We start from the raw sequence: 25704 nt of genomic DNA on the forward strand, positions 1-25704 counted from the left end.
ACTCTCCTGTTAAAGGCCGATGCACATATATTTGATTTCTAAATAATCTTCGATGCCGTATTTGGAACCTTCACGGCCTAATCCGGAGGCCTTAATGCCGCCGAAAGGCGCGACTTCGTTGGAGATAATGCCGGTATTAATACCGACGATGCCGTATTCCAGCGCTTCGCCGACGCGGAAAACGCGGCTTAAATCGCGTGCATAAAAATAGGCTGCCAGGCCGAATTCAGTATCGTTAGCCTGCCTGATGACGTCCGCCTCGTCGCTGAAGCGGAACAGAGGCGCGAGCGGCCCGAATGTCTCTTCTTTGGCGACTTTCGCGTTATCAGGAACATCCGCCAGAATGGTCGGTTGAAAGAAGTTGCCGCCCAATTTGTGCGCTTCACCGCCCGTAATGACGCGGGCGCCTTTTTCCAGCGCGTCGGCGATATGTTCCTGGACTTTCGCCACGGCTTTTTCATCAATCAGCGGCCCGATAGCGACGTCGGCTTGCAGGCCGTCACCGACCGCGAGCTTATTTACCGCCTGGTTGAGTTTTTCCGCAAAACGATCGTAAACGCCGTCCTGAACATACAATCTATTGGCGCAGACACAGGTCTGCCCGGCGTTGCGAAACTTCGAAGCCAGCGCGCCCTCAACGGCTTTATCCAGATCGGCATCGTCAAAGACGATAAACGGCGCATTGCCGCCCAACTCCAGCGACACTTTTTTAATGTCTTTGGCGCATTGTTCCATTAGCTGGCGGCCAATCTCCGTCGAGCCGGTAAACGACAGTTTGCGTACCAGCGGGTTGCTGGTCAGCTCGCCGCCGATATCGCCTGCCGAACCGGTAACGACGTTAAATACGCCTGCGGGAATTCCGGCGCGCCGGGCCAGTTCCGCCAGCGCCAGCGCGGAAAACGGCGTCTGGCTGGCGGGTTTGAGTACCATTGTGCAGCCTGCGGCCAGCGCGGGGCCGGCTTTACGGGTGATCATTGCCGAGGGAAAGTTCCACGGGGTAATCGCGGCGGTGACGCCGATGGGCTGCTTAATCACCAGCAGCCGTTTATCGGCCTGATGACCTGGAATCGTGTCGCCATAGATACGTTTCCCCTCTTCGGCGAACCATTCAATAAACGAGGCGGCGTAGCTAATTTCGCCTTTCGCTTCCGCCAGCGGTTTACCCTGTTCCAGCGTCATCAGACGCGCCAAATCGTCCTGATGTTCCATCATCAGATTGAACCAGCGACGCAGGATATTGGCTCGCTCTTTGGCGGTGAGCGCGCGCCAGGCGGGCAGGGCGCGATTGGCGGCGTTGATGGCGTCGCGCGTCTCTTCCGCCCCCATTTTGGGCACATTGCCAAGCGGTTTCCCGTTGGCGGGGTTGCTCACGGGGATGACATCGCCGCCGCGCGCGTCGCGCCAGTCGCCATCGATAAAGGCCTGCTGGCGGAACAGGGTAGAGTCGTTAAGTTGCATAATTGCTTCCTGTCTGAAGGGTTAACGGGTAAATGCGGCGTGTAGTGCGTCCACGCTGCGTGCCGCACGCAGCGTACGTCCGGGGTTGCTCTGGCTTTCGCGTAGCGCCTGAACTTTGCTGACGATATGCGCGCCGATAGGTATCGCTGATGTCGCCGCCGGGGAGGGGGCGTTACAGGTGTGAATGGAACGCGGCGTCGTGACAAACAGAAAATCATCAATCAGTTTGCCGTCCGGTGAAACCGCCTGCGCCCGCACGCCTGCCGGCCAGGGCTGGAGATCGTTGACGGTCAGGCTGGGGCAATACTTTTGTACTCGCCGCAAATAGCCGCTTTTGCACAGCGAGTTTTTCATCTCGCCCAGCCCGGAAAGCAGATGGTTTTGCAGTACGCGGCGAATGCCGGCGGAGCGGAAAATCTCCAGGGTGTCGGTGAAGGAAACGTCGCGCTTACGGTAGCCTTCGCGTTTAAGCGCCAGCACCGCATTCGGCCCGACCGTGACACTGCCGTCGATCATGCGGGTAAGATGGACGCCGAGAAACGGCATTGCCGGATCGGGGATCGGGTAGATCAAATGGTTAACGATCCGGTTGTGTCGCGGGGCCAGACGAAAGTACTCGCCGCGGAAAGGGCAGATAATAAAACCGGGCTCCACGCCCAGCATTTTGACCAGCCGATCCGCCATCAGTCCTGCACAGCCGATAAGCGTAGCGGTTTCTATTTCCCGACCTTGCGAGGTGCGAATAACAATGCCAGCGGCATGTTCTGTCAGCGCGCTGACCTCGGCATGGTAGATGATCTCGCCGCCTTTGGCCTGAAAGCGGTTCGCCATGGCCGTCGCGACATCGCGATAGCTGACAATCCCGCTGGAAGGGACAAAAATCCCGCCCAGGCCAATGATATTGGGTTCGCGTTCACGCAGCTCCGCCGCGCTTAACCACTCGCGCTCTAAGCCGTTGGCCGCCGTCCGCTCCCATAGCGCGCGCATCCGCGCCATTTCCAGCTCCGAGGTGGCGACCAACATTTTGCCGCAGGTGTCGTAGCGGATGTTGTTTTGATCGCAAAAGGTTTTGGTCGCCTGATTGCCCGCCAGACAAAACCGCGCTTTGAGGCTGCCGGGCGTGTAGTACACCCCGGCATGGATCACGCCGCTGTTATGCCCGGTCTGGTGGCAGGCTGGCGCGGACTCTTTTTCCAGCAACGCGATGCGCGCATCCGGATAGAGATCAATAAGTTGCATGGCGGTCGACATGCCGATAATGCCGCCGCCGATAATCACAAAATCATACATCCGCGTAATTCCTTCGCCGTGGCGCTTATTGGTGAGTTTGATAATGGCTGGCGGCGTAGGCGAAGTAACCGCGCTGGCGCATCAGCTCGCGACGCAAGTCAGGATGCGGCGTAAAACGATCGCGTCCATGTAGCCAGAATAGATTGTTAATCAGCAGGAATTTGCCGACCGGTACCGGCACGGAGAGGATGTTTTGACTGGTTTCCAGCGCGTCTGAAAGCTCGCTGAGCCAGACGCCTTCTTCAAAGTCTTTTGGCTGGACGAACTGGTCGATATAACGCATGACCGGGCGGCCTTGTTGGTCGACATCAAACACCGGGTGCCAGACGTCATGACTAACATTTTTGCTTGGCGGCGCCGCCCAGCGCATGACGCGACGCGCCAGCGGATGGGTAAAAAACGACTCCAGATGTTCCCAGTCATCAAGGTGCAGCAGCAGCGAATTACCGCCTTCCATATTTTGTTCGTCGATTTTCATCATCAGCACGTAGTCGGTCACCTCCTCAACATAGGTGCCGTCATTGTGCAGTTCCATTACGCGGTGGGGCTGGCGCAGATAACTGTCGGAGTTGTCGACGTTTTTGACCACGAAACGCGCGTAATACTGGCCGCTCATCGCATCGTAGTTGGAGCGACCAATAAGATGCGCCACCGCCGTCGCCAGTTTGACCATCTCTTCTGCCTGTGCGACATCATCGATCCCTTCGGCGCTGATCAACAGCGCGCCTTGTGCACGGTTGAGGAGCGTTTTGATCAACAGCGGTTGTAGCTGATTGCCGCACAGATCGTCGAGGATCTTGCCGATTTTAAAACGTAAGAAAGATTTGTATTCCAGCGCCTGCACCGGCCACTGCGCAACCTGATGGAGAAATTGTCTTGTGGTATCCGCCGTAAACGTTAACGCCAGCAGGCGCGGCGACTGCGCCGAAGGGGCAAGGGTGAAACCAGTATGGCGTTGGGCTAAATCATCTGTGTTCGCTTTTACGGCAGTCAGTGCATTCATCAGAATCATTCCTCTCGGTAGATGGTCAGGGAGACATGGCGATGCTCATTTCGTAGCCATAAATTAAAAATATCGACATTTTTCAGGAACGCGTATGAAATAACCGCTTTTGTTTAATTATTGTGATCAAAAACAACAAATATTTAACAATGCGAAAGGTGAGGTTAACGGTGCCACGAGCCTGACAACGGCAAGAAGGGGGGTAAAATGAGCGAGTTATGGGGAGAGTGATGCTGGCGGGGTTGCCCGGCCTGGCACATGAGCGCGTAGGCCGGACAAGTACAACGTATTTCAGCAGTCAATTAACCGGCGTCAACCTGCGGTTTACGGCTGTGTTTACGGATCAGACGTAACACTGGCGGTACGACAATGACCATGATCGCCATGATCAGCAGGGCTTTGGCAACGCCGCTTTGCCACAAAATCGCCATATTGCCGTTACTGATAGAGAGTGCGCGGCGCAGGTTCTGCTCCAGCATTTCCCCCAGTACGAATCCCAGGATCAGCGGCGACATGGGGAAGTGCATTTTACGTAAAATGTACCCTAACACGCCGAGCGCGACCATCAGCACCAGATCGAAGGTGGTGCTGTGTACCGCATACACCCCTACCGCCGATACGGCAGCGATGGCGGGTACCAGGAACCACAGCGGAATGGTGAGCATACGGGTGAACAGACCGATCAACGGGATATTCATGATCAGCAGCATCACGTTCGCAATCAGCAGCGCAGCGATGAGTCCCCAGACGATATCCGGCTGTTCGGTGAACATTGCCGGGCCTGGCGTGATGTTGTACAGCGTCAGCGCCCCCATCATCACTGCCGTAGTGCCGGAACCGGGAACGCCCAGCGTCAGCATCGGGATGAAGGAGCCGCAGGCAGAGGCGTTGTTTGCCGCCTCCGGCGCCGCGACGCCGCGAATATCCCCTTTGCCGAAGCTATCGCTGTTGCCGCTGAGTTTTTTCTCGGTCATATAGGTAATGGCGCTGGCGATGGTCGCCCCGGCGCCGGGCAATACGCCGACAAAAAAGCCGATTACCGAAGAACGCAGGGTGGTGCCGATACACTGCGCGCCTTCTTTCAGGTTGAACAACATTCGACCCGTTTTGCGGACCATTGTTTGCCCGCTGCTGGTATGTTCCAGCATTAAAAGTATTTCTGATACCGAGAACAGGCCGATCACCACGACGATAAACTGTACGCCGTCGGAAAGATGAACGCTGTCAAAGGTAAAGCGATAAACCCCGGTGTTGGCGTCGACGCCGACGGTCGCAAGGCCAAGACCGATCAGCGCTGCCAGAAATGATTTAAGCGGATTTTGCGCCATCATGCTGCCAAGACAGGCGATGGCAAAAACCATTAAGGCGAAATATTCCGCCGGACCGAAGGCCAGCGACCATTGCGCCAGTAAAGGGGCGAACAGAATGATGCCGCCGATAGCGATTAATGAACCGAAAAATGAGCTGACTGCGGAAATCGACAGCGCTACGCCGCCTTTTCCTTGCTGCGCCATCGGGTAACCGTCCAGCGCCGTCATGATCGCCGCCGCATCGCCGGGGACGTTGAGCAATATGGAGGAGATCCTGCCGCCATACTCACAGCCAATGTACACCGTCGCCAGCAGAATTAGCGCCGACTCCGCAGGCAGATGCAACGCAAAGGCCAGCGGCAGTAAGATTGCCACGCCGTTGATCGGTCCCAGGCCCGGCAGCAGACCGACGATCGTGCCCACGAAGCAGCCAATCAACGCGATAACCAGGTTTTCCGGCGTCATTGCCACCGCAAAGCCCTGAGAAAGATATATCCAGGTATCCATCGTTGCTCCGTTAACTCAGCCAGGCGCCGAGAGGTAAGGTGACATCAAGCAGCCGGTCAAAGGCATACCACAGCAGAATGCCTAATACCGCGCCGGAGATACCCGCCGCCGGAATCGTGGCGCCGAACAGCATCCCGATAACCATGGTGAGAAGCGCGGTGGCGATGGGAAAACCCAGCCATTCGAATCCCCAGGCATACATCAACAGGATGATGATCATGGTAATTAGCTTTTGCAGAACATGGCGGCGCGGCCAGCTCACCGTGTCGGGATGGCGCAATAACAGCGCCAGCGCGCAGAGCGCCATCAGGCCGATAATCCCCAGCGGAAAAGGGCGGGGGCCGACGGGTTCATAGCTGTATTCGCTTTGGATCTGCCAGGCGATGAATAGCCCGGCGATACAGAGCAACAGCCAGATACCCGCAAAGATACGATCGCTCATCATTGCCTCCGCGATTATTTCGCGAGTCCGAAGGCTTTCGCCTGTTCACGGTAATCAGTAACCTGTTTTTTCACGTAGTCATCGAGCTGCTGGCCGGTCATGTCGAACTCAAACAGGCCGCGCAGATCGCGCTGCTTTTTAAACTCGTCGGTTTGCTGGAGCTTCTTGAAGGTGTCCACCCACCACTGGTAATCGGCATCGCTGACTTTGGGCCCGACGTAGAAGCCGCGAATAATCGGCCACACCAGGTCGTAGCCCTGTTCTTTAGCGGTAGGGATATTGGCAAGCTGGCCCGGCAGACGATTTTCTGAAAAGACGGCCAGCACGCGGATTTTGTCGCCGCCCAGATAAGGCACCATTTCACTGAGATCGCCGGAGACAACCTGAACATGGTTGCCCATTAATGCCGTCACCGGCTCGCCGCCGCCTTCAAAGGCAACGTAGCGCATCTTGTGCGGGTCGACGTTCGCCTTTTGCGCCAGCAATGCCGACTTCATCCAGTCCTGGCTGCCAATAGAGGCGCCAGCGCCAATGACCACGCTGTTGGGATCTTTTTCCATCGCCGTCATCAGATCTTTCAGCGTTTTCCACGGGGAATCCGCACGCACGGCGATCATGCCGTAATCAGTGCCCACGCTTGCCAGCCAGCGCACATCATCCACGCCGTAGCGACCAAATTTCCCCTGCGACAGGTTGAGCAGCGAACCGCCGGAAAAGGCGACCACAGTCCCAGGTTCGCCAGGGCGTTGGGCGACTATCGCGTTATAGGCCACAGCGCCGACGCCTCCGGGCATATACGTTACCCGCATGGGTTTCTCGATAGCGCCAGTCTCCAGCAAACTCACCTGAATCAGCTTACAGGTGAGGTCGAAACCGCCGCCAGGTTTGGCTGGCGCGATACATTCCGTTCGCGACGGCGCCTCCTGCGCCAGAACAGAGGTACTCATTAATAAAATGCTTGCAGTAAGGGTACGAAGTAATTGTTTTTTCATTTTTTATCCTCACGCCGGACGTCCGGATTTTTCAGGTTCGGAAGAAGATTTTTGTGATTATGTGAGCCGACATGTAGCAGTTCGGTTGCGTGATTGTTAAAACAATAACCTTTCAATTCCCTTTCAATGCGGCAGAAACTTTACAGGATGTGATATGCGTCTCTTATTGGCGGAAGATAACCGTGAGCTGGCTCACTGGCTGGAGAAAGCGCTGGTGCAAAACGGCTTTGCCGTGGACTGCGTATTTGACGGCCTGGCGGCTGACCATCTTCTGCACAGTGAAATGTACGCTCTGGCGGTGCTGGATATCAATATGCCGGGAATGGATGGACTGGAGGTGGTGCAACGGCTGCGTAAACGCGGTCAGACCTTGCCCGTTTTGTTGCTCACGGCGCGAAGCGCGGTGGCGGATCGCGTAAAAGGTCTCAACGTCGGCGCGGATGACTATCTGCCGAAACCCTTTGAACTGGAAGAGCTGGATGCTCGTTTACGGGCCTTGCTCCGACGCAGCGCTGGGCAGGTTCATGAAGTTCAGCAACTGGGTGAATTGATCTTTCATGATGAAGGGTATTTTCTGTTACAGGGACAGCCGTTAGCGCTGACGCCGCGTGAGCAGGCGCTCTTAACCGTATTGATGTACCGACGAACGCGGCCGGTTTCGCGTCAGCAGCTTTTTGAACAGGTGTTCAGCCTGAACGATGAGGTAAGCCCTGAAAGCATCGAACTTTATATTCATCGACTGCGTAAAAAACTCCAGGGAAGCGATGTACGAATTACGACGCTGCGCGGCCTGGGTTATGTGCTGGAGCGCGGCGATGAAGTGGGTTAAGCCGCAATCGTTGTACCTGCAACTCTTACTGTTCCTGGGGTTGCCGCTGATTCTGCTATGGGGGCTGTCGGCGTTTAACAGTTATGTCAATGCGCTACAGGCCGCCACTCAGGCTTATGATCGTACATTGCTCTCCTCGGCGCGAACGGTATCGGAACGGCTGGTGGTGCGCAATAACCATCTGGAAGTTAACGTGCCCTGGGTGGTGCTGGATAGCTTCGAGCTTAATATGAATGATCGACTCTATTACAAAGTCGTCGACCCTTCCGGAAAGGTCATTTCCGGTTATGACGATCTGCCCGCCATGCCGCCCGCTACTCCCCGTACCCGGCTTTATCCGGCGCTGGCGTGGTTCTATCATACCGAGTATCGCGGCGAGGCGATCCGCGTGGCGCGTTTGCTACAGCCGGTCAACGAAGGCGGCATTATCGGCATGGCGGAGATTTATGTCGCAGAGACGCTGCAGTCCCGTCGTTATCTGGCGGGCCAACTGCTGTTCTCTTCCTGGATCTCACAGGGGCTGCTGGTGCTGCTGACCCTGGTGCTGGTTGGCTGGTTATTACGCCGGATCCTGCGCCCTATGCGTCAACTTTCGTCATTAATGGTACGCCGCGAACCGGGTCTGTTAACGCCGCTGCCGGAACTGCTGCCGTGGTCGGAAACACGCTTGTTAATCGTGGCGTTTAATCGCTACATTGACAGGCTCCGCGGCATTCTCTCCCGGCAGGAACGCTTTAGTGCCGATGTTTCTCACCAGTTAAAAACGCCGCTGGCGGTGTTAAAAACGCAGGCGGCGGTGGCGTTAGCCAGCCAGCACCCTCATCACTGGTACGAAAGTCTGCAGGCGATGAGCGTAACGCTGGATAGTACCATTCAGCTCACGGAAAGATTGTTGCAACTTTCTGCGGTAAAGCATAAAGAGCAGGGCGAGCGGCGCTTTTCCCCGGTGAATCTGTACGATATCGTACAGAGCGGCTGCTTTACCCGCCTGGCGCAGGCGCGGAGTAAACATATCGACCTGGGCTACGAAGGCGAACAGGAAGCGATGTGGATCGAGGGGGATGAGGTACTGCTTAGCGAGCTATGCGGAAACTTGCTGGATAATGCGCTGAAATACACGCCTGAGCAAGGCATCGTCACCGCGCGGCTTGAACGGGATGGCGATGCCGTGACGCTGGTTGTCGAAGATAGCGGCCCCGGCATTGATGATGAACATATCCATCTGGCGCTACAGCCGTTCCACCGGCTCGATAACGTAGGAAATGTGGCCGGGGCGGGTATTGGTCTGGCTTTGGTCAATGATATCGCACGCCTGCACCGTACTCATCCCCATTTTTCCCGTAGTGAAGCGTTGGGAGGGTTATACGTTCGGATACGCTTTTTAAGCCTTGTTCCGCAGTAATGCGCACAAATGTGTCAGCGGTAAAGCACGTTTACAAAAAGTCGCATCTTGAGGTGTGACGTTTTAATCAAATGATCATACATTCCCCCTACAAACCGTAGCGTTAATTAAAACTATAGTGGGTGCAGGGGCATGAATAATCATACTAAACGACGGGGAATAGCATTAACCGTCTTTCTTGTCGGGGTTAACATCCTGGCCTGGATTTGGGCGTTCTGTGTTTTTCATCACCATGCAGTCATGCTAAGCGCAGCCATACTGGCGTATAGCTTTGGGCTGCGTCATGCGGTTGATGCCGATCATATCGCAGCCATCGATACCGTCACCCGTAAACTGATGCAGCAGGGTAAAACGCCTTTAGGCGTGGGGGCGTTTTTTTCATTGGGTCATTCGACCATTGTCGTTCTGGCATGTCTGGCGATTGTTGTGACGTCGATGGCATTTCGCGATCGTATTGATGTTTTGCATCAATATGGTTCGTTGATTGGTACGGCTGTTTCCGCTTTTTTTCTGCTGGCGATGGCCCTGCTTAACCTGTTTATTTTGTTCAACGTCTGGCGGCAATTTCGCTCGGTTACCCGCGGCGAGTCAGTGAGGGCGCATGACGAGGCGATACCTGGCGGGCTGATGACGCGTATATTTCAGCGTACGTTTCTTTTGGTCACTTCCAGTTGGCATATGTATTTTGTCGGTTTTCTGTTTGGTCTGGGATTTGATACCGCAACCGAGGTTGGGTTGCTGGGCATTTCCGCTTCAGCAGCCAACCAGGGGCTATCTCTCTGGTCGATGATGATTTTTCCTGTGCTGTTTACCGCCGGGATGGCGCTGGTGGATTCCCTGGATAACTTTGTCATGGTCGGCGCTTACGGTTGGGCTTTCTCGCATCCATTACGTAAGCTTTATTATAATATGACCATTACCGCCGCATCCGTCATTGTCGCGCTGGCGATTGGCGGGCTTGAGGCGCTGGGGTTGATTGATGATGCGTTACAGTTAAGCGGAACATTTTGGCAGACCGTCAGCACGCTTAACGATCATATGGGGAATGTGGGCTTCTGGGTAGTGGGTGCTTTTGTGCTATTCTGGCTGCTCTCGTTGTTGAATTATCGCTGGCGCGGCTATGATAAAATCACCCTCAATACCTGATTGATTTCTTTAAAAATAGCATTTCGGCAGTGGTGTCATATCATTGCCGAAGCATTTTATCTCCTGAGAGTATATTCTTCCCGGTAAGTGCGTTATTTTTCATGCTTGCCTTTCGTTATCAATTTAAGCAATCCGATATAACATACAATACCAAAAATAATAATAACAGTTGTATACCCAAGAATCAGCCAGTCTGCATGTGTCATAATATAATCCAGTTATCAGGTATCCCGTGTTAAGGCGATCTTTAAGCCTGTTGTCAGCAAGAACCACTGTACCCGTTCAGTGCTGTTGGCAATAACGTATTGTTTATGCACAAGAGCGTTGTTACAAATAACGTATACATTGAGCATCGACCCCACCCGCATTTTTGTAATGCCATAAAGCAAGGCTACTCCTTTAATCTACTGACGGTATGCCAGGCCAGAAGAGATAAAAGGGTAGTTGTCATCATCATCTGTTCCTGACGCCAGGTTAATGACACACACATATGAAAATGTATAACCGCTGCACGCTTTTTAGCACGTTATCTGTAACATACCGTGTTAATCAATTCCATAAAACCGAGTATAGTGTAAGTGAATTTCGAGTAATTGTCATTATGATTATATGGTGGTTAACTTATTTTTCAAATTATGATTAAACTTTCGTTTTTTATCAGTTCATCAGGACTTATGAAAAATCTGGACGTAAAAAACATATTTACGTCCAGGCTTTCTTTTTAGCAAATCGATTTTCCGGTAAAATAGGGGGTCGACCACATGCGCTTATATTCCCATTCAGGCCTTAGTATGCCGATGGAAAAAAGTAATTTTTTTTGTCTTTCCTGGCAGTAATGTCTGGCACGGTTAATATTTAGCCACATTAGTATGCTGCCGGGACTGAGTGGCCTGAACTCATTTTTAATTGCACCATTAGATACGTCAAAGTAGATGTTCATCTGGCTTTCAGATTTCAGTACGATATCAAATGCACAGGGTATCCCTTCAATATAAAGAATATGCCCAAACAGAAGGTGATGCAGTTGACTAAAAAAGTTGGTAAGGTTATCAGCGGGATAGCAGGATGAAGTATTGCCGAAACGAGACCGAAATAACTCGATAAAAATATGAGTCAGTTCATCAGAAGAACAATCAGCAACGCTTTTTACACTTCCGCCTTTTTTAAGAAACCGCTGATATTCATTACGGCGTGTTTTTTCAAACTTAGAAGAGAACGTTTCTTTGACCAGACAATTTTGTTTCTTTCTGGCGAGTTTCCATATGGCATTGCGTATTTGTGGCTGATGCAACGCCGAAAGTCGGTTAGTACGATCGGGCAAGAAGCAGCGTAAATCTGGCGCCATCGGAATAAGTATCTCATCTGAAGATAGCGGGAAGGTTCTGCGCGTCAGGATGCCAATATTCTGATCATTACAGATAAAGTAGGCGCCTTTAATCTTATCATCTTCTTTATAGTGGAAGAATTTAAAATGCCAGTTATGGCGCTTCATGAAATAATCCACAATATCTGGGTGCATATTGATACTACCGCCGTATTGCGTAAACACCTCCCGGTATAGGGAAAAGGAAGACGGTTGCCAGCGGGTTAATATACGCTTAACTTCTTGTATTTTCACCAAAACTCCTGACTTAGCTTACTGAAAATGCTATTTTGTATTATTTTTTCGCTCAACCAAATAAAAAAGTGAAAAATGTTTAGCTTGTATTTAATGGTTAACATGCTAATCGATGACGTTATGGTGAAGGGAATAAGATTAAGATGTTGATCATAGCATGAGTGAAAGCGACGGTTTAATGCCGCGCTTTTCACTCGCAAGCCATTCTGTATTTAACCATCCAGTAGCGATACAGATTTCAAAGAGCTCCGCTGAACGGTAGCAGGATCTGCACATCCGCGTATGAAATAGTTCTACCGGGAGAGGCTGTTAACCTCTTGTATTATTGTATCCAGAATATGATAGCGTTTCCGATACTCTGCGCGTTTTTTGCTGGGGATACTTTCAGGCGCTTTACGCATCACCTGTGATGGCAGATGATATAAGGCACCTTTCTTAACGCCGTTTAGCGACTCCCAGAATTCACTATAGCTGGCCACAAAAGTTTTTTTCTTCTGGAATAAGTACCGGAGTTGACGATAAACATGGTTGTTTTCACTTACCGCATAAATCTCGTCGACATTACAGGCCTGCATCAATGTCGCAAATGCTTCATACAGCATCCGTTTAGGAAAGAGACCGTAACAATCTTTGGTGGCGTTACGTATGACTTGTGGGCCGACATGTTTACTGGGCCCTTGTAACCCGGCAACCAGCGCTATTTGCTTCCCTTCATGGCGGATAAAGGAAAATGATAAACGTGCCAACGGCGTATCATTGAAGCACAGCGTTAATGTCAGTTCACCTTCTCTGTCATAGCCACAGGGACCGCAGTAGATATCTACCAGAGCACCGTTTTTTCCTTCCAGGTGAGCGAGTAAGATTTGTTCCTCGGACAGGAGGATCTTTTTAATTTTATTTTCCGGAAAGGACTGAACGAACTGGTAGTGTTCCAGAATAGCCCTTGCCCGGCAACGCATGCTAAGTCCGGTATACAAATAGGGCCGCTGGATTTTTGCCGGCAACAGTGGACGATGAATGATCAGCGTTCTGGGCTGAGACAGATGGCATAATTCATTGAAGTATTTAATTGTCGTTACGGGGTTAATAAGGCAACGTAATACAAATTTATAGCGAAACTTACGCTCTCCCCAGCGTTTATGGCGATAAGGCGTCTGCGCCATGACTTCTTTTAACATTAATAATGGATTATATCTTTCCATATCACTTGGCTGCATCGTCATACTACGTCCCTACTACTCGATAGACTTATAACCGAGACGGTAGCCTGATTGAGTTAAACGTAAAGGCAACGAAGAAGGCCTGTACAGACGATGTTGTTAAACAGTTTATCAATGGTAGCAATAAAACGCCTGAACACGCTTTTTAATAGGTTTTCTGCTAATGAGTGGGATGAGTCCTGAACGTAGTATTAAAACGAATGCCGTGTTTATTATTTTAAATAATGTTATATACTCTAAATAATTTGAGTTGCAGGAAGGCGACAAGCGAGCGAATCCCCAGGAGCTTACTAAAGTAAGTGACTGGGGTGAGGGAACGCAGCCGCAGCACATGCAACTTGAAGTATGACGAGTATAAGCCAATATATTTATTTGGCTGCTATTGTGTAAGCCAGACAGCAACGCGTCGTGATACGTTATTATGTAACCAGACGTAAAGGGGGTATTCACCTTATCTCTAAATGCAAATCTATATGATAAATTTTATCATGTACTGTGTTGCTCTCTCTGGGAGAAAATATATGCAGCGTTCACTCGATAGTCTGGCTGGTATGGCTACATCTGCTTTTGGCGCGGGGACTTCTGCTGCTATGCGGCAAGCTACCTCGCCCAAAACTATTCTGCAACATATCATTAATTTTTTTACCTGTGGTGGGATACGTCGGAGAAATGAAACACAATATCATGAATTGATAGAGACTATGGCTGAAACATTGAAAAGTACAATGCCTGACAGAGGTGCTCCGTTGCCAGAAAACATCATACTGGATGATATGGATGGGTATCGTGTCGAATTTAATCTTCCTGGTGAGAATAACGAAGCTGGACAAGTTATTGTACGGGTCAGTAAAGGCGACCATTCTGAGACAAGAGAAATTCCGCTTGCCTCTTTTGAAAAAATATGCCGAGCTTTACTATTCAGATGCGAATTTTCTCTCCCTCAGGATTCTGTAATATTAACTGCCCAGGGAGGCATGAATCTTAAAGGCGCTGTCCTTATCGGAGCAAATCTGACGGCAGAAAATTTATGTGACGCAGACTTAAGCGACGCAAATTTAGAGGGGGCAGTGCTGTTTATGGCGGATTGTGAAGGTGCAAATTTTAAGGGCGCAAATCTATCGGGAACATCATTAGGCGACAGTAATTTCAAGAACGCCTGTCTGGAAGATAGCATTATGTGTGGCGCTACCCTCGATCACGCTAATCTTACTGGCGCCAATTTACAACACGCGAGTCTGTTAGGCTGTAGCATGATAGAATGTAATTGCTCCGGTGCAAATATGGATCACACTAATCTTTCAGGCGCAACCCTTATACGTGCTGATATGAGCGGTGCGACATTACAGGGTGCTACTATAATGGCTGCAATTATGGAAGACGCTGTCTTAACCCGGGCAAATCTGCGAAAGGCGAGTTTCATTTCTACGAACCTGGACGGGGCTGATTTGGCTGAGGCTAATTTAAATAATACCTGTTTTAAAGATTGTACACTAACCCATTTGCGTACCGAAGACGCCACAATGTCTACAAGTACACAAACACTCTTTAACGAATTTTATAGTGAAAATATTTAGCCCTTTTTGACGTAAATCTGAAATAAAAGCAATGTAAGAATAACAATCTGCTACTGAATAGTAGCTGAGAGTAAATTATTTACAGTATCTTTTATTATTACAGGAGTATGCGACGGTAAAAATATCTGAATAACCATTCCTATTTTCTCAAGTAGAACTTCCAACTAAAGCGAATTGTTTGAAAAGGAAAACGTTATGCCTGGATGTATAAGTGCCTGTTCGTGCGTTGCCAGCCCGACGCCTCCCGAGCCTAAGGATCCCCCTAAGCCTAAGTGGATAGAGTTAAAAGGTTATTGTGTTACATGTACTCATGAGTCTGATATTCGCCCGCCTTCTGAAAGGGAAGACAAACGACAGAGAAAAGTGCAGGCGATTGAACTTTATTGGTTGCGGCGTCTCCTGGACGACTTGGGAATACAAGAAGGTACTTCTCAAGACACGGCAGTAAAACCCACTAACTGTGGGTTGCCATTTTTCCCGGTAGATCCTGGGGAACGAGAAACCGATGTTTAATGGTTTTCTGTCTGCAAAGCGCCTGATAAATATTATCAGGCGCTTTGTATGTTGGCGCCAACATCACTTTCATTGTCATATACCGAATGACTACAATCGTATCCGATCCCGCCATTACCCTGACGGAAAGTCGCTGGCAAACTGTAAGAACGGTTCGCCGTCGGCAGAGAAGCGCCGGTGAACCCTGAACCGTGCTATACCATCTTACCTGGGTGTTTCTTGTCATTAACGCCTTGAAAAATAATTAATTTCCTCTATTCCTGTTTTGTAAAACCTCCGTTCAGTAGGCGCATTCTGCCACCCCTCTCGGATTTACTGGCAAAGCGGAGCCCGGACAGAGAGTCATATTGCAAAATCCCGTTTCCGTTTTCTTATTACCAGATTTTTGCGGTCGAAAGATTGCCTTTTTCTTAATTGAATGATAATTATTATCATTAGCATATGATAATAATTACTATATAGCCGTAACCTGGCAAGGATGTGAGCTTGAGGGCAACAGCGCTACTTTAGACATTATTTAGGGAATGGGTATGAGAGTTAAGAAGTTCCTCTGGTTAATAACCGTGGTTTCTACAGGGGTTAATAGTCCATTATCAGCAGCAGAATCTACTGACGACAACGGCGAAACGATGGTGGTTGAATCCACCGCCGAGCAAGTATTAAAGCAACAGCCGGGCGTTTCGATTATTACTCGTGACGATATTCAAAAGAATCCTCCCGTTAACGATCTTGCCGATATTATTCGTAAGATGCCTGGGGTTAATCTTACCGGCAATAGCGCCTCGGGGACGCGCGGAAATAACCGACAAATTGATATTCGTGGTATGGGGCCGGAAAATACCTTAGTGCTGATTGACGGCGTGCCGGTGACGTCGCGAAATTCGGTTCGCTATAGCTGGCGCGGAGAACGCGACACCCGTGGCGATACGAACTGGGTGCCGCCGGAGATGGTAGAACGTATTGAAGTGATCCGTGGGCCCGCCGCCGCGCGCTATGGCTCCGGTGCCGCAGGTGGGGTGGTGAATATCATCACCAAACGCCCCACTAATGACTGGCACGGTTCGCTGTCGCTCTATACCAACCAGCCGGAAAGCAGCAAAGAAGGTGACACCCGGCGGGGTAACTTTAGCCTTAGCGGCCCGTTGGCTGGTGATACGTTGACGATGCGCCTGTACGGTAATCTCAACAGAACCGATGCCGACAGCTGGGATATTAACTCCTCCGCCGGTACCAAAAATGCCGCCGGACGGGAGGGGGTCACCAATAAAGATATTAATAGCGTCTTCTCATGGAAAATGACCCCGCAGCAAATCCTTGATTTTGAAGCGGGATATAGTCAGCAGGGGAATATTTATGCTGGCGATACGCAAAACAGTACTTCAAACGCGGTTACCAAAAGTCTGGCGCAGTCCGGGCGGGAGACCAATCGCCTGTACCGGCAGAATTACGGTCTAACTCATAACGGCATCTGGGACTGGGGGCAAAGCCGCCTGGGGTTCTACTATGAAAAAACCGATAACACCCGCATGAATGAGGGGCTCTCCGGCGGCGGCGAGGGGCGTATTACCAACGACCAGACGTTCACCACTAACCGCCTGACCTCGTATCGCACCAGCGGCGAGGTGAATGTCCCGGTGATATGGCTATTTGAGCAAACGCTCACCGTCGGCGCGGAGTGGAACCGCGATGAGCTGAACGATCCTTCCTCTACCAGTCTGACGGTTAAGGATAGCAATATCGCCGGGATTTCCGGTTCGGCGGCTAACCGTAGCAGCAAAAATAAATCGGAAATCAGTGCGCTGTACGTTGAAGATAATATCGAACCCATGGCCGGTACCAATATTATTCCGGGTCTGCGTTTTGACTATTTGAGCGAATCCGGGAGTAATTTTAGTCCCAGTCTTAACCTTTCCCAGGAGTTAGGTGAATACGTCAAGGTGAAAGCCGGTATTGCCCGGGCCTTTAAGGCACCGAACTTGTATCAAACCAGTGAGGGGTATTTACTCTATTCGAAAGGCAACGGTTGTCCAAAAGATATTACGTCAGGCGGCTGTTACCTGGTCGGTAATAAGAACCTCGATCCTGAAATTAGCATCAATAAAGAGATTGGGCTGGAATTTACCGTAGACGATTATCACGCAAGCGTCACGTATTTCCGTAACGATTATCAGAATAAGATTGTCGCAGGTGATAAAATTATTGGCAGAAGCGCATCTGGCGCTTATGTATTGCAATGGCAGAACGGCGGTAAAGCGCTGATTGAAGGTATTGAAGCCAGCATGACTGTTCCGCTGATGCCGGACCGTCTGAACTGGAATACCAATGCGACTTATATGATTGCTTCTGAGCAAAAAGATACCGGCAATCCCTTATCGATAATCCCGAAATATACGGTGAATACCTTCCTCGACTGGACTATCACCAGCGCGCTCTCCGCTAACGTCAACTGGACGTTATACGGCAAGCAAAAACCGCGAACACATGCGGAGTCGCGTAGTGAAGAGACCAAAGGATTGTCCGGGAAAGCGCTGGGGGCTTACTCACTGGTCGGCGCTAACGTTAACTACGATATCAATAAGAACCTGCGTCTTAATGTCGGTATCAGCAATATCTTCGATAAACAGATCTATCGCTCCGCCGAAGGGGCAAATACCTATAACGAACCGGGGCGGGCTTATTATGCCGGTGTGACGGCCTCGTTTTGATGGATTATGCCCGCCGCTGGCGGGCATATTCTGGCGGCGGGTTAATGGCAGCGTGGTTTTTGGCTTGCCGGTTCGCGACTGATATCCAGCAATGCACTGCGAAAAGAGGCGTTAAACATGGGCCCGTGGTCCAGGCCCGGGTAATGCTGCAGAGCCGCGTTAACGCCGTTGTTCTCAAGCGTTCTCACGGTCTCCTGAACTTTTTGCAGGAGCTCGGCCATCTGGCGTTGCCTGCTATCCCCATTCGACGCTGAACCTTCCATTATAATGAGTTTTTTATGGCAGAACGGCGACGGCTTCACTGTCGTAAGGCGATTCAACAGAGCAAAATTATCCCTGCTGAGTGACGGGCTGGCGCTGTAATAGATATGAAAGAAGGATGACGACAGCCAGGAGTCTAAAACGAACAGGCCGCCATAAGAATGTCCCCATACCCCGCGCCGTTCGGGGTTGATGGTTATTCCTTGTTCCACCTGCGGCGCGATATGTCTCTCCAGTAGCTGGCGGAACGCTGGCCCGCCGCCGGTTTTACGATGAAAACGCGGGTTATTTTCACTGCCTTCGCGATCGATTCCCGGCGCCGGCGTATAGTCATAAGCTCTGCCGTTAAGATCAAACGGCAGGTTAGTCTGATAGCCAATCGCCACAATCACCGGCGGCGAGTGGTCTGCCAGCTGTTTGAGCAGCGTCTCCGGCAGTCTGTCCATCACTGCGTTGCCGTCCAGCATATATAAGACAGGATAACCCGACGGCGGGGCGGCTTTGTTGGGAATGGCGGTCCATACCCGGTAATGTCTTGCGCCATCGACAGATTGAAAGTCATTGACCCTAAAATGGTAATATCCCGAACCTTTATCAGCAATATTCGGCCCTAATGGCTGCATATCCGGCTGCGCATAACTCAGCGCGCTAAAACAAAAACTCACTAAAAATAGCGCCATGCGATAGCACTTGTTGTGGTACTGGCGACCATACATCGGATGTGATTCCTTTTTGGCAGGTGAAGTTTTATCGGGGCAGTAGACGTAATCCGTCAATCAGCGCGCCGCGCCACCAGGCATAATCGTGACCGCCGGTGTACACGCTGCAATGGCTTTCAACGCCGGCGGCGCGCAATTTTTCATGCAACTGTTTGACCTGCGGGACCGTCGAACCTTCTAACGATCCCACGCACAGATGCGTACGTACGGCTGGCGAGGGCGCGGATAACACATGTTCGCTGACCCATGAGCGCTCTTCTGCGCTGAAATGGTCCGGGCGGTTGCGGTTGTCCGGCGTCCACCACATTGAGGGGGAGTGGCTCAGCACCAGGCCGAAGCTCTCTGGCGCGTGGCGGGCCGCCATCAGCGCGGTCACGCCGCCGAGGCTTTGCCCTGCCAGCACCGTTTGTGTACGGTCAGCCCACCGCCGTTCCGGGTATTTGGCGCGAAGGGTTGGCAGCAGGCGTTCGGCAATGTCGAGCACCAGCTCGCGGCGACCGCCGAGGATTGCGACGCGTTCACCCGCATTGATATTATCAACGCCGAGTACGGCCACCGGCGCGATGCGTCCGCTGCGGATGGCGGCGTCAATGGCGGCGCTTACCCCAAGATGGTCGAACCAGATCTCGCCATCCGTGAGTACCAGCAAGCCCAGCGGTTGTTCGACAGGAACGTCAGGAAGATACAGCCGCACACGGCGACGTTGTCCGGCGAGCCGATGTTCTGAGGTGAAAAGTTGCCCGGCGTAAGCGCGACAGCCTGACCACTCCTCCTGTGCCGGGGCATGATCCAACGCCAGAACGGACTCCTGCGCATTGCCCCGAACATTTATTCCCGGCGTGCTGTTCAGCGGGTCCGCCTTCCCGACAAGGGAGGCGAAACGGCTTCCAAGCTGCAACACCGTCTCGTCCGGGGTTTTCAGTGGTATTTCGACCATCGTATAGGAACCGCAGTAGGACGCCGGTAAGCGAAGCGTCAGATGCCAGATATCCGTTGTGGGCAGTTGCGTCATCATACCTTTCGCCACGTTATCTTTATCGGTGACACGGTTCAGGCGAACATAAACCCCCCGCAGAGGAGAGGCGGCACGCCACAGGAAGGTGACTTCCCGTTCATCGTCTGCGCCGTTAATGGCTGTCACCAGCGGCAGCGCGAGCGAGTTTGCTTCTCGCCAGAAGTGAGAAGCGTCAACCTGGCTTCCGGCGGCGAGTTGACGGCGAAGGCGCGTAGCGGTCTGTATAGCGACAGGAGCGACGGGCGGGCTCAGTCTCATTCTTTGTATTCCATCTCGTTTATATTTCGGTCAGTATCAATAGCTAAAGCGGCTGTTACAGGAACAGCCGCTTGCGGGCTTTCTTTTGCGTAAATCGTGGCGATAAAAACTATCCTACGACCTCTCCTTGCGTATCGCGTGTCTGGCCGACGCTGGCCCGCCACAGACGAGCATACAGGCCATGAGCCGCTATCAACTGCTCATGGCTGCCATATTCAGCGATACATCCTTTATCGATTACGACAATAACATCGCAGCGGCGAGCGGTGGTCAGTCGGTGCGCGACGATAAGCGCGATGCGTTTCTCGGTATGCGTCACTCCGGTAAGCGAGGTTATTAAGCGCTCCTCGGCGCTGCGGTCGATACGTGCTGTCGCCTCGTCGAGCAGCAGAATGTGCGCCTGTGCCAGTTGGGCGCGCGCGAGGGCAATCAACTGACGCTGGCCCGCGGACAGATCCGTGCCGCCGTTATTGACCGGAGTACGAAACCCCAGCGGCAGATGTTGCACAGTTTCAAAGAGTCCCGCCTGTCGCGCCGCGATCTCCACCTCCGTGTCGCTGCTGTCTGGCCGCGAATAGCGGATATTTTCGGCAATATCGTCGCTAAATAATGCGACATCCTGAGTGACCAGCCCCGTCTGGCGACGATAATCACTAAGCGACGCGGCATCAATTAGGCGCTCACCGACACGGATTTGCCCGCTGCCGGGAGAGTAGAGCCCGGCCAGCAGCTTGATCAGCGTCGATTTGCCGGCGCCGCTACGTCCGACCACCGCGACTACCGTTCCTGGCGGAATGGTGAGTGAGAGCTTATCAAGCACAGGTTGCGTTTTTTCGGGATAGCGGAATGTCAATGCCTCCAGACGTAGCGCGCCGCCAGTGCCAGGCGTTATGGAGGACGGTTCAATATTCTCCGTTTCCTCAGTCGCCAATAGCGCATTGATATGTTTGCCGCTGGCGGTCGCCTGCTGCCAGGAATCGACAATGCCTGACAACTGCTGTACCGGGCCATAAAATTGTCCCAATAGCAGGAAGAACGCCGCCAGTATCCCGGGCGTCATTTCGCCTTCGGCGACCCGGGTCGCTCCGATTAAAAGCACGGCGGCATAGGCAGCCTCGGTGCAGAAGGTCAGGAACGGAAAATAGACAGCAAGGTATTTTTGCGCCCGCACGCGGGTGGCGCGGAAGTTGTCTGATAACGCCCGTAGCCTGGCGGCTTCCTGCTTCTGTTGACCGTGTGACTGCACTACCCGCATACCGGAGACCTTTTCCTGAAGCGTACTGTTCACCTTACCAATTTCCAGCCGTGCCTGGGCGTAGGCAGGCGAGCTCAAACGGCGGTAAATCCACGTCGCCAGTATCACTACAGGTACGGCGCTTAATGCCGTTAACGCAAGAATGGGGTCAAGCCAGAACATTGCCGCGGCGATAGCGACCATCGTCACGATGCTGGTGGCCGCGCTGGCAAGACCGTTTTGCAGAAATCGGGCGAGTGAATCAACGTCGACGGTCATGCGAGTAAGACGCGAGTCGATGTGCTTCTCGTGCCAGGGAAGACTCAGGCGTAGCAGGTGGCTGAAGCTGCGTAAGCGTACCGTATGCTGTACCGACTCTGCCGCGCGGGCGGCGAAGATCGTTTGCAGCGCATAGCAGCACCAACCGATCGCTACCAGACACAGCGCGAGCAGGGCGCATATGCCAATAGTCGACATATCCCCTGCGGCAACGCCTGAGTCAATACCGCGCTGCAAAAGCACCAGCACGCCAACGCCTGCGGCGGAATCAAGCGCGATAAGCAGGGCGGCGATGACGAACATCCAGGCTACTGGCGTCAGCAGCGATGAGACTTGACGCCCGTGGCCTGCCAGCGCCATCTGTACGGCGCGTTCTGGAACGCGCGTCATCCGGTCGACAAAACCTTTTCCGGCGGTTGTCTGGCGCTCATGCGCGTCGTCGGATTTTACCGCCTGCGTTGTTGGCCATAGCGTACGTTGTTCTGCCGGGGCAAGGGCGAGAAAATCCCCCTCGCCGCTCATCAGCGAGCGAAACGTCGGACACTTTGCATCCAGCTCCGCCTGGGTACCGATATCCACGACGCGGCCTTTATCCAGCACGACGATCCGATCGGCTAACTGCAGTGTTGAACGGCGGCGTGCAATCACCAGCAGCATATGCTCATTATCGGCATAACGACCAAGAGCCGTGTTAATTTCCGCTTCAGTACCGGCATCGACCGCCGAGGTGGTGTCATCGAGAATCAGCAGTTCCGGCGCGGTAATCAGTGCCCGGGCTAGCGCAATACGCTGGCGTTGGCCGCCGGAGAGGTTGCTTCCGCGTTCGGTCAGTCGGGTGTTGAACCCCTGCGGTAGCGCATTGATGAACCCGCTGGCGCCTGCGGCATCGGCGGCGCGTCGAATGTCGTCCTGAGTCGCTTGCGGGTGCCCATAGGCGATGTTTTCCGCCACCGTACCGGCAAACAGAAACGCGTCTTCAAACACTACGCCAACGCGACGACGAAGCGCCGTCAGTTTCAGGTCGCGAATATTCTGTTGACCCGTAGTGGTGTTGAGCCATACTCCGCCGGAGGTGGGATCGTAAAAGCGCGCCAGCAACATCAGCAATGTTGATTTCCCGGAGCCGGATGCGCCAACCACCGCCACGGTTTCACCGGCGTGAATGGAAAACGAGATCTCATTGAGGATACGGTTACCGTTGTCGTAGTGGAAACTCATCTTCTCCACGTCCAGCCCGATAATCTGACCCTCAACCGACTCAGTACCGTCTTCCATGCGAGAACGCGTGTCGATAAGCGCGAAGACGCGCTCTACCGACGCCTGTGTGCGCTGTGCGATAACCAAAAACGATGCCAGTACGCGGGTAGGGCCGGTCAACATAGCGAGAAAACTCGCGAACGCAACGAAGGTTCCCAGATCGATGCGCCCGTTCATCACCGACCAGCCGCCATAGCACAGCAGGACGATCTGCCCTATCACCGGTAGCGCCAGCATGGTTGCGCCCGGCATCGCCTGCGAGATAGTGGCACCGATGCGTACCCGCACCATCTGCCGCGACTGACCATCGAGCCAACGCGTTTCGCGTAACTCCGCCACGCAGGACTTCACCACTGAGATCTGTTCCAATACTTCGCGCATATGTTCCGTCATGTGCGCCAGCCGGTCTGAGGCAAGCCCCGTTTGCGCGAAAACACGGCGACGGGCGCGCAGGGCGGTAATAGCAAGGGCGGCCAGTACGCAAATCACGATAAGCGTCATGGATGGCGACATCCATAGCATCACCGCGATACCGGCCACATAGTAAGTGAGCACCGCCAGCGGCACCGGACACATCTGTAGCAAGGTGTGTACCTGTTGAAGATCGCTGTTGGTACGCGAAATGACCTGCCCGGTACGCAAGGCGTCCTGGCCTGCGCCGTCCAGTTTTTGAATACTGTCGAACGCACGGCTACGTAACGTATGCTGAACCCACAACGAGAGTTCTCCGGCATAGCCGCGGCGCACGTAATTCCCGATAAAATCAAAAAGGGCAATTAACAGCAGGCCGCAGGCAAGTAACGGCAGGTGGGTCGTATCGCCTGCTATCGCGTCATTGACGGCCTGACGCGTTATTAGCGGCGTCAGCGCAGCCAGTAAAATGGTCGATACTGATGCTACGATGACAATGATGCTCAGTGTTTTACGTTCCCAACACACGCGGGCAAGGCGAACTATCCAGGCACGAGCGGGCATGGGGGAATGAGTCGCGGGCATTAAGCCTCCTTATCGGTGAAAGATGAGATATGGCGACACACGCTGGGTTCAGCCGCCATATTGTCATTGCGCTGCCGCGGTTAGCCGTGTTGCAGCATGGCGATCAGTTTTTTTGCCACCTCGGTCGGGCAAGGCTGGGCCGCCATTTCCGCCGCGACCTCCTGCGACGCCTCGCGAAGCGCGCGATTACCGAGGAAGGTATTGATCATGCTGCTCGTAAGCCCGCTCTTACCGGGAATAATGCCGCATCCGCGCTCGACCACGGCGCGGGCATTGACGGGTCTGTCGGCACCCTGACCAAAGACTATCTGCGGAATGCCGGCATGTAGCGCCGTCAGGGTGTTGCCTGCGCCGCCATGGTGGATAAAACCGTCGGCGCCGTTAAGGAAAACGCCCATCGGAAGCCAGTCGACCAGACGGACATTCGGCGGCAGTGAACGTAAATCCGAGCGGGCGTTTGCCGGAAGATGCAGGATGATTTCGGCATCTACTTCGCCGGCAGAATCCATTACCCAGGAAATCAGATCCAGGCCATCCACCATCGGTTTGACGGTGCCGAGGCTGACCAGAAGACGCTTGCGATCAGGTGTACGTTCCCACCATTCTTCCCAGACGGCGCCGCCGTTATACGGGACGTATTGCATGGAGATAACCGGCTCTCCGTCATTTTGCAGTATGCTCATGCTGGGCGGTGTGACGTCTATCCACGCCAGATCTCTTGGTGGCGCGCTGACCCCATGGCGGCGGTAGGCGTCAGAAAGTGATTTCGTCACGCCTTTGATGTGCCAGGGCGTATGACCGAAGCCGACGGTTTGCATCACTACCGGAATGTCATACTTAGCGGCAATCAGTGGTCCAACGACCCCAAGGGGAGGGTAGACGATGAGATCTGGTCGCCACTGCCCGACGAACGCGACCAGCGGGTCAGTCATCTCTTCGCTGAAGAATGAGAAGTTCCCCATTTTTGTTCCAATGTTATTTTCTTTTCGTAATGCCTCCTGACGGCGATAACCCGCTTCCGAATCGAAACCAGGCGCAGCGTCAAATACCACCAACCCAGCTTCGGCTGCTTTCTGTGCAAATTTGCCACCGCTTGCAATCAGCACTTCATGGCCATTAACACGAAACGCTTGCGCCAGGGACAGCACAGGGTATAGCAGTCCATACAGTGGTGGACCGACAAACAGAATACGCATGAGAAATCCTCTCTCCACGTCATAAATCGAACAAGTCGTTAATGAGAATGATAATAATTACCAATATCATTTGAAAGATGCAATAACAAATACGACCCTTGATCATGTGATGATTTTTTTCATAAAAATCGGGGAAGAGGAGAGCGTTAAGCGGTGAAGTTTGGTTTCAGACTTATTTACGTGCGTATGGTCGCGAAGGCAAAGCGCCAGGATTGGGGAACTGGATTCGCATACCAGACGCCCGTGGATTATTAATGATAACTTCGTAAATAACCTTTCAGACAATGAGGTAAACGTACCGACAGCAAGGTAATGGGAAACGTAGGTAGTAGTATTGATAACACGTTGCGGGGCAATTTAATGGTGTCCGGCGGCAGATCGGGGAGTGTTAGAAATTCTGTGTCATTCCAGTAATATACAATCAAAAAGGAATGACACATGTCCCAGCCCTTCGATTTCGATAAAGCGCTTAAGGCACTC

The 25704-nt window shown here is 52.6% G+C and carries 17 protein-coding genes; 5 read left to right on the plus strand and 12 right to left on the minus strand.

The features are described 5' to 3' along the window. Positions 1 to 9: 9 nt before the first annotated feature. From gabD to ACLJR2_RS03445, 6 genes are all read right to left on the minus strand, one after another. Positions 10 to 1458, minus strand: coding sequence for an NADP-dependent succinate-semialdehyde dehydrogenase (gene gabD / locus ACLJR2_RS03420; protein ID WP_001176532.1), 1449 nt, complete (start codon positions 1456 to 1458; stop codon positions 10 to 12). A gap of 21 nt (positions 1459 to 1479) precedes the next feature. Beyond that, on the minus strand, positions 1480 to 2748 hold the full coding sequence (gene lhgO, locus ACLJR2_RS03425) for an L-2-hydroxyglutarate oxidase (RefSeq protein ID WP_000271892.1): 1269 nt from the start codon (positions 2746 to 2748) through the stop codon (positions 1480 to 1482). A 25-nt stretch (positions 2749 to 2773) separates the two neighbouring features. Next, positions 2774 to 3751 carry a glutarate dioxygenase GlaH gene (glaH, locus tag ACLJR2_RS03430; RefSeq protein ID WP_000993100.1) on the minus strand — a complete coding sequence of 326 codons (978 nt, stop codon included), beginning with the start codon at positions 3749 to 3751 and terminating at the stop codon, positions 2774 to 2776. Between the two features lie 302 nt (positions 3752 to 4053). Beyond that, on the minus strand, positions 4054 to 5568 hold the full coding sequence (locus tag ACLJR2_RS03435; protein ID WP_000382034.1) for a tripartite tricarboxylate transporter permease: 1515 nt from the start codon (positions 5566 to 5568) through the stop codon (positions 4054 to 4056). A 10-nt stretch (positions 5569 to 5578) separates the two neighbouring features. Continuing rightward, positions 5579 to 6013 carry a tripartite tricarboxylate transporter TctB family protein gene (locus ACLJR2_RS03440; protein WP_001574835.1) on the minus strand — a complete coding sequence of 145 codons (435 nt, stop codon included), beginning with the start codon at positions 6011 to 6013 and terminating at the stop codon, positions 5579 to 5581. Between the two features lie 11 nt (positions 6014 to 6024). Next, entirely contained in the window at positions 6025 to 7002 is a 978-nt protein-coding gene (locus tag ACLJR2_RS03445) for a Bug family tripartite tricarboxylate transporter substrate binding protein (protein ID WP_000744413.1), read from the minus strand. A 154-nt stretch (positions 7003 to 7156) separates the two neighbouring features. Between ACLJR2_RS03445 and tctD the strand changes: the two genes are divergently transcribed. The 3 genes from tctD to ACLJR2_RS03460 all read left to right on the plus strand — a co-directional run bounded on the left by tctD (position 7157) and on the right by ACLJR2_RS03460 (position 10379). Next, entirely contained in the window at positions 7157 to 7831 is a 675-nt protein-coding gene (gene tctD, locus ACLJR2_RS03450) for a transcriptional regulator TctD (RefSeq protein ID WP_001237934.1), read from the plus strand. Next, positions 7818 to 9233 carry a sensor histidine kinase gene (locus ACLJR2_RS03455; RefSeq protein ID WP_000872342.1) on the plus strand — a complete coding sequence of 472 codons (1416 nt, stop codon included), beginning with the start codon at positions 7818 to 7820 and terminating at the stop codon, positions 9231 to 9233. Before tctD ends, ACLJR2_RS03455 begins: the two co-directional genes overlap by 14 nt. 132 nt (positions 9234 to 9365) lie before the next feature. Beyond that, entirely contained in the window at positions 9366 to 10379 is a 1014-nt protein-coding gene (locus ACLJR2_RS03460; RefSeq protein ID WP_001059348.1) for a HoxN/HupN/NixA family nickel/cobalt transporter, read from the plus strand. 721 nt (positions 10380 to 11100) lie between these two features. On the opposite strand, the gene ACLJR2_RS03465 is transcribed toward ACLJR2_RS03460, so the two are convergent. Both ACLJR2_RS03465 and ACLJR2_RS03470 read right to left on the minus strand, forming a co-directional pair. Then, complete coding sequence (locus tag ACLJR2_RS03465) at positions 11101 to 11997, minus strand: antimicrobial resistance protein Mig-14 (protein WP_000701505.1); 897 nt, start codon at positions 11995 to 11997, stop codon at positions 11101 to 11103. A gap of 293 nt (positions 11998 to 12290) precedes the next feature. After that, on the minus strand, positions 12291 to 13220 hold the full coding sequence (locus ACLJR2_RS03470) for a VirK family antimicrobial peptide resistance protein (RefSeq protein ID WP_000178730.1): 930 nt from the start codon (positions 13218 to 13220) through the stop codon (positions 12291 to 12293). A gap of 518 nt (positions 13221 to 13738) precedes the next feature. Between ACLJR2_RS03470 and pipB2 the strand changes: the two genes are divergently transcribed. After that, a complete protein-coding gene (pipB2, locus tag ACLJR2_RS03475) occupies positions 13739 to 14791 on the plus strand; it encodes an SPI-2 type III secretion system effector PipB2 (RefSeq protein ID WP_023201826.1) in 1053 nt (350 codons plus the stop codon). Between the two features lie 1043 nt (positions 14792 to 15834). Continuing rightward, on the plus strand, positions 15835 to 18009 hold the full coding sequence (locus tag ACLJR2_RS03480) for a TonB-dependent siderophore receptor (RefSeq protein ID WP_015633074.1): 2175 nt from the start codon (positions 15835 to 15837) through the stop codon (positions 18007 to 18009). 41 nt (positions 18010 to 18050) lie between these two features. On the opposite strand, the gene ACLJR2_RS03485 is transcribed toward ACLJR2_RS03480, so the two are convergent. The 4 genes from ACLJR2_RS03485 to iroB form a co-directional block, all read right to left on the minus strand. Then, positions 18051 to 18986, minus strand: coding sequence for an alpha/beta hydrolase (locus ACLJR2_RS03485; protein ID WP_000274369.1), 936 nt, complete (start codon positions 18984 to 18986; stop codon positions 18051 to 18053). A gap of 31 nt (positions 18987 to 19017) precedes the next feature. After that, on the minus strand, positions 19018 to 20262 hold the full coding sequence (locus tag ACLJR2_RS03490) for an alpha/beta hydrolase (RefSeq protein WP_001239930.1): 1245 nt from the start codon (positions 20260 to 20262) through the stop codon (positions 19018 to 19020). Positions 20263 to 20371: 109 nt separating this feature from the next. Further along, on the minus strand, positions 20372 to 24028 hold the full coding sequence (gene iroC, locus ACLJR2_RS03495; protein ID WP_001111818.1) for a salmochelin/enterobactin export ABC transporter IroC: 3657 nt from the start codon (positions 24026 to 24028) through the stop codon (positions 20372 to 20374). Between the two features lie 80 nt (positions 24029 to 24108). Continuing rightward, positions 24109 to 25224 (minus strand): salmochelin biosynthesis C-glycosyltransferase IroB, encoded by a 1116-nt coding sequence (gene iroB, locus ACLJR2_RS03500; RefSeq protein WP_001221117.1) that lies wholly within the window; start codon positions 25222 to 25224, stop codon positions 24109 to 24111. Positions 25225 to 25704: the final 480 nt, after the last annotated feature.

The sequence above is a fragment of the Salmonella sp. SAL03688 genome, assembly GCF_046551895.1.
GTDB classification, from domain to species: Bacteria; Pseudomonadota; Gammaproteobacteria; order Enterobacterales; family Enterobacteriaceae; genus Salmonella; species Salmonella enterica.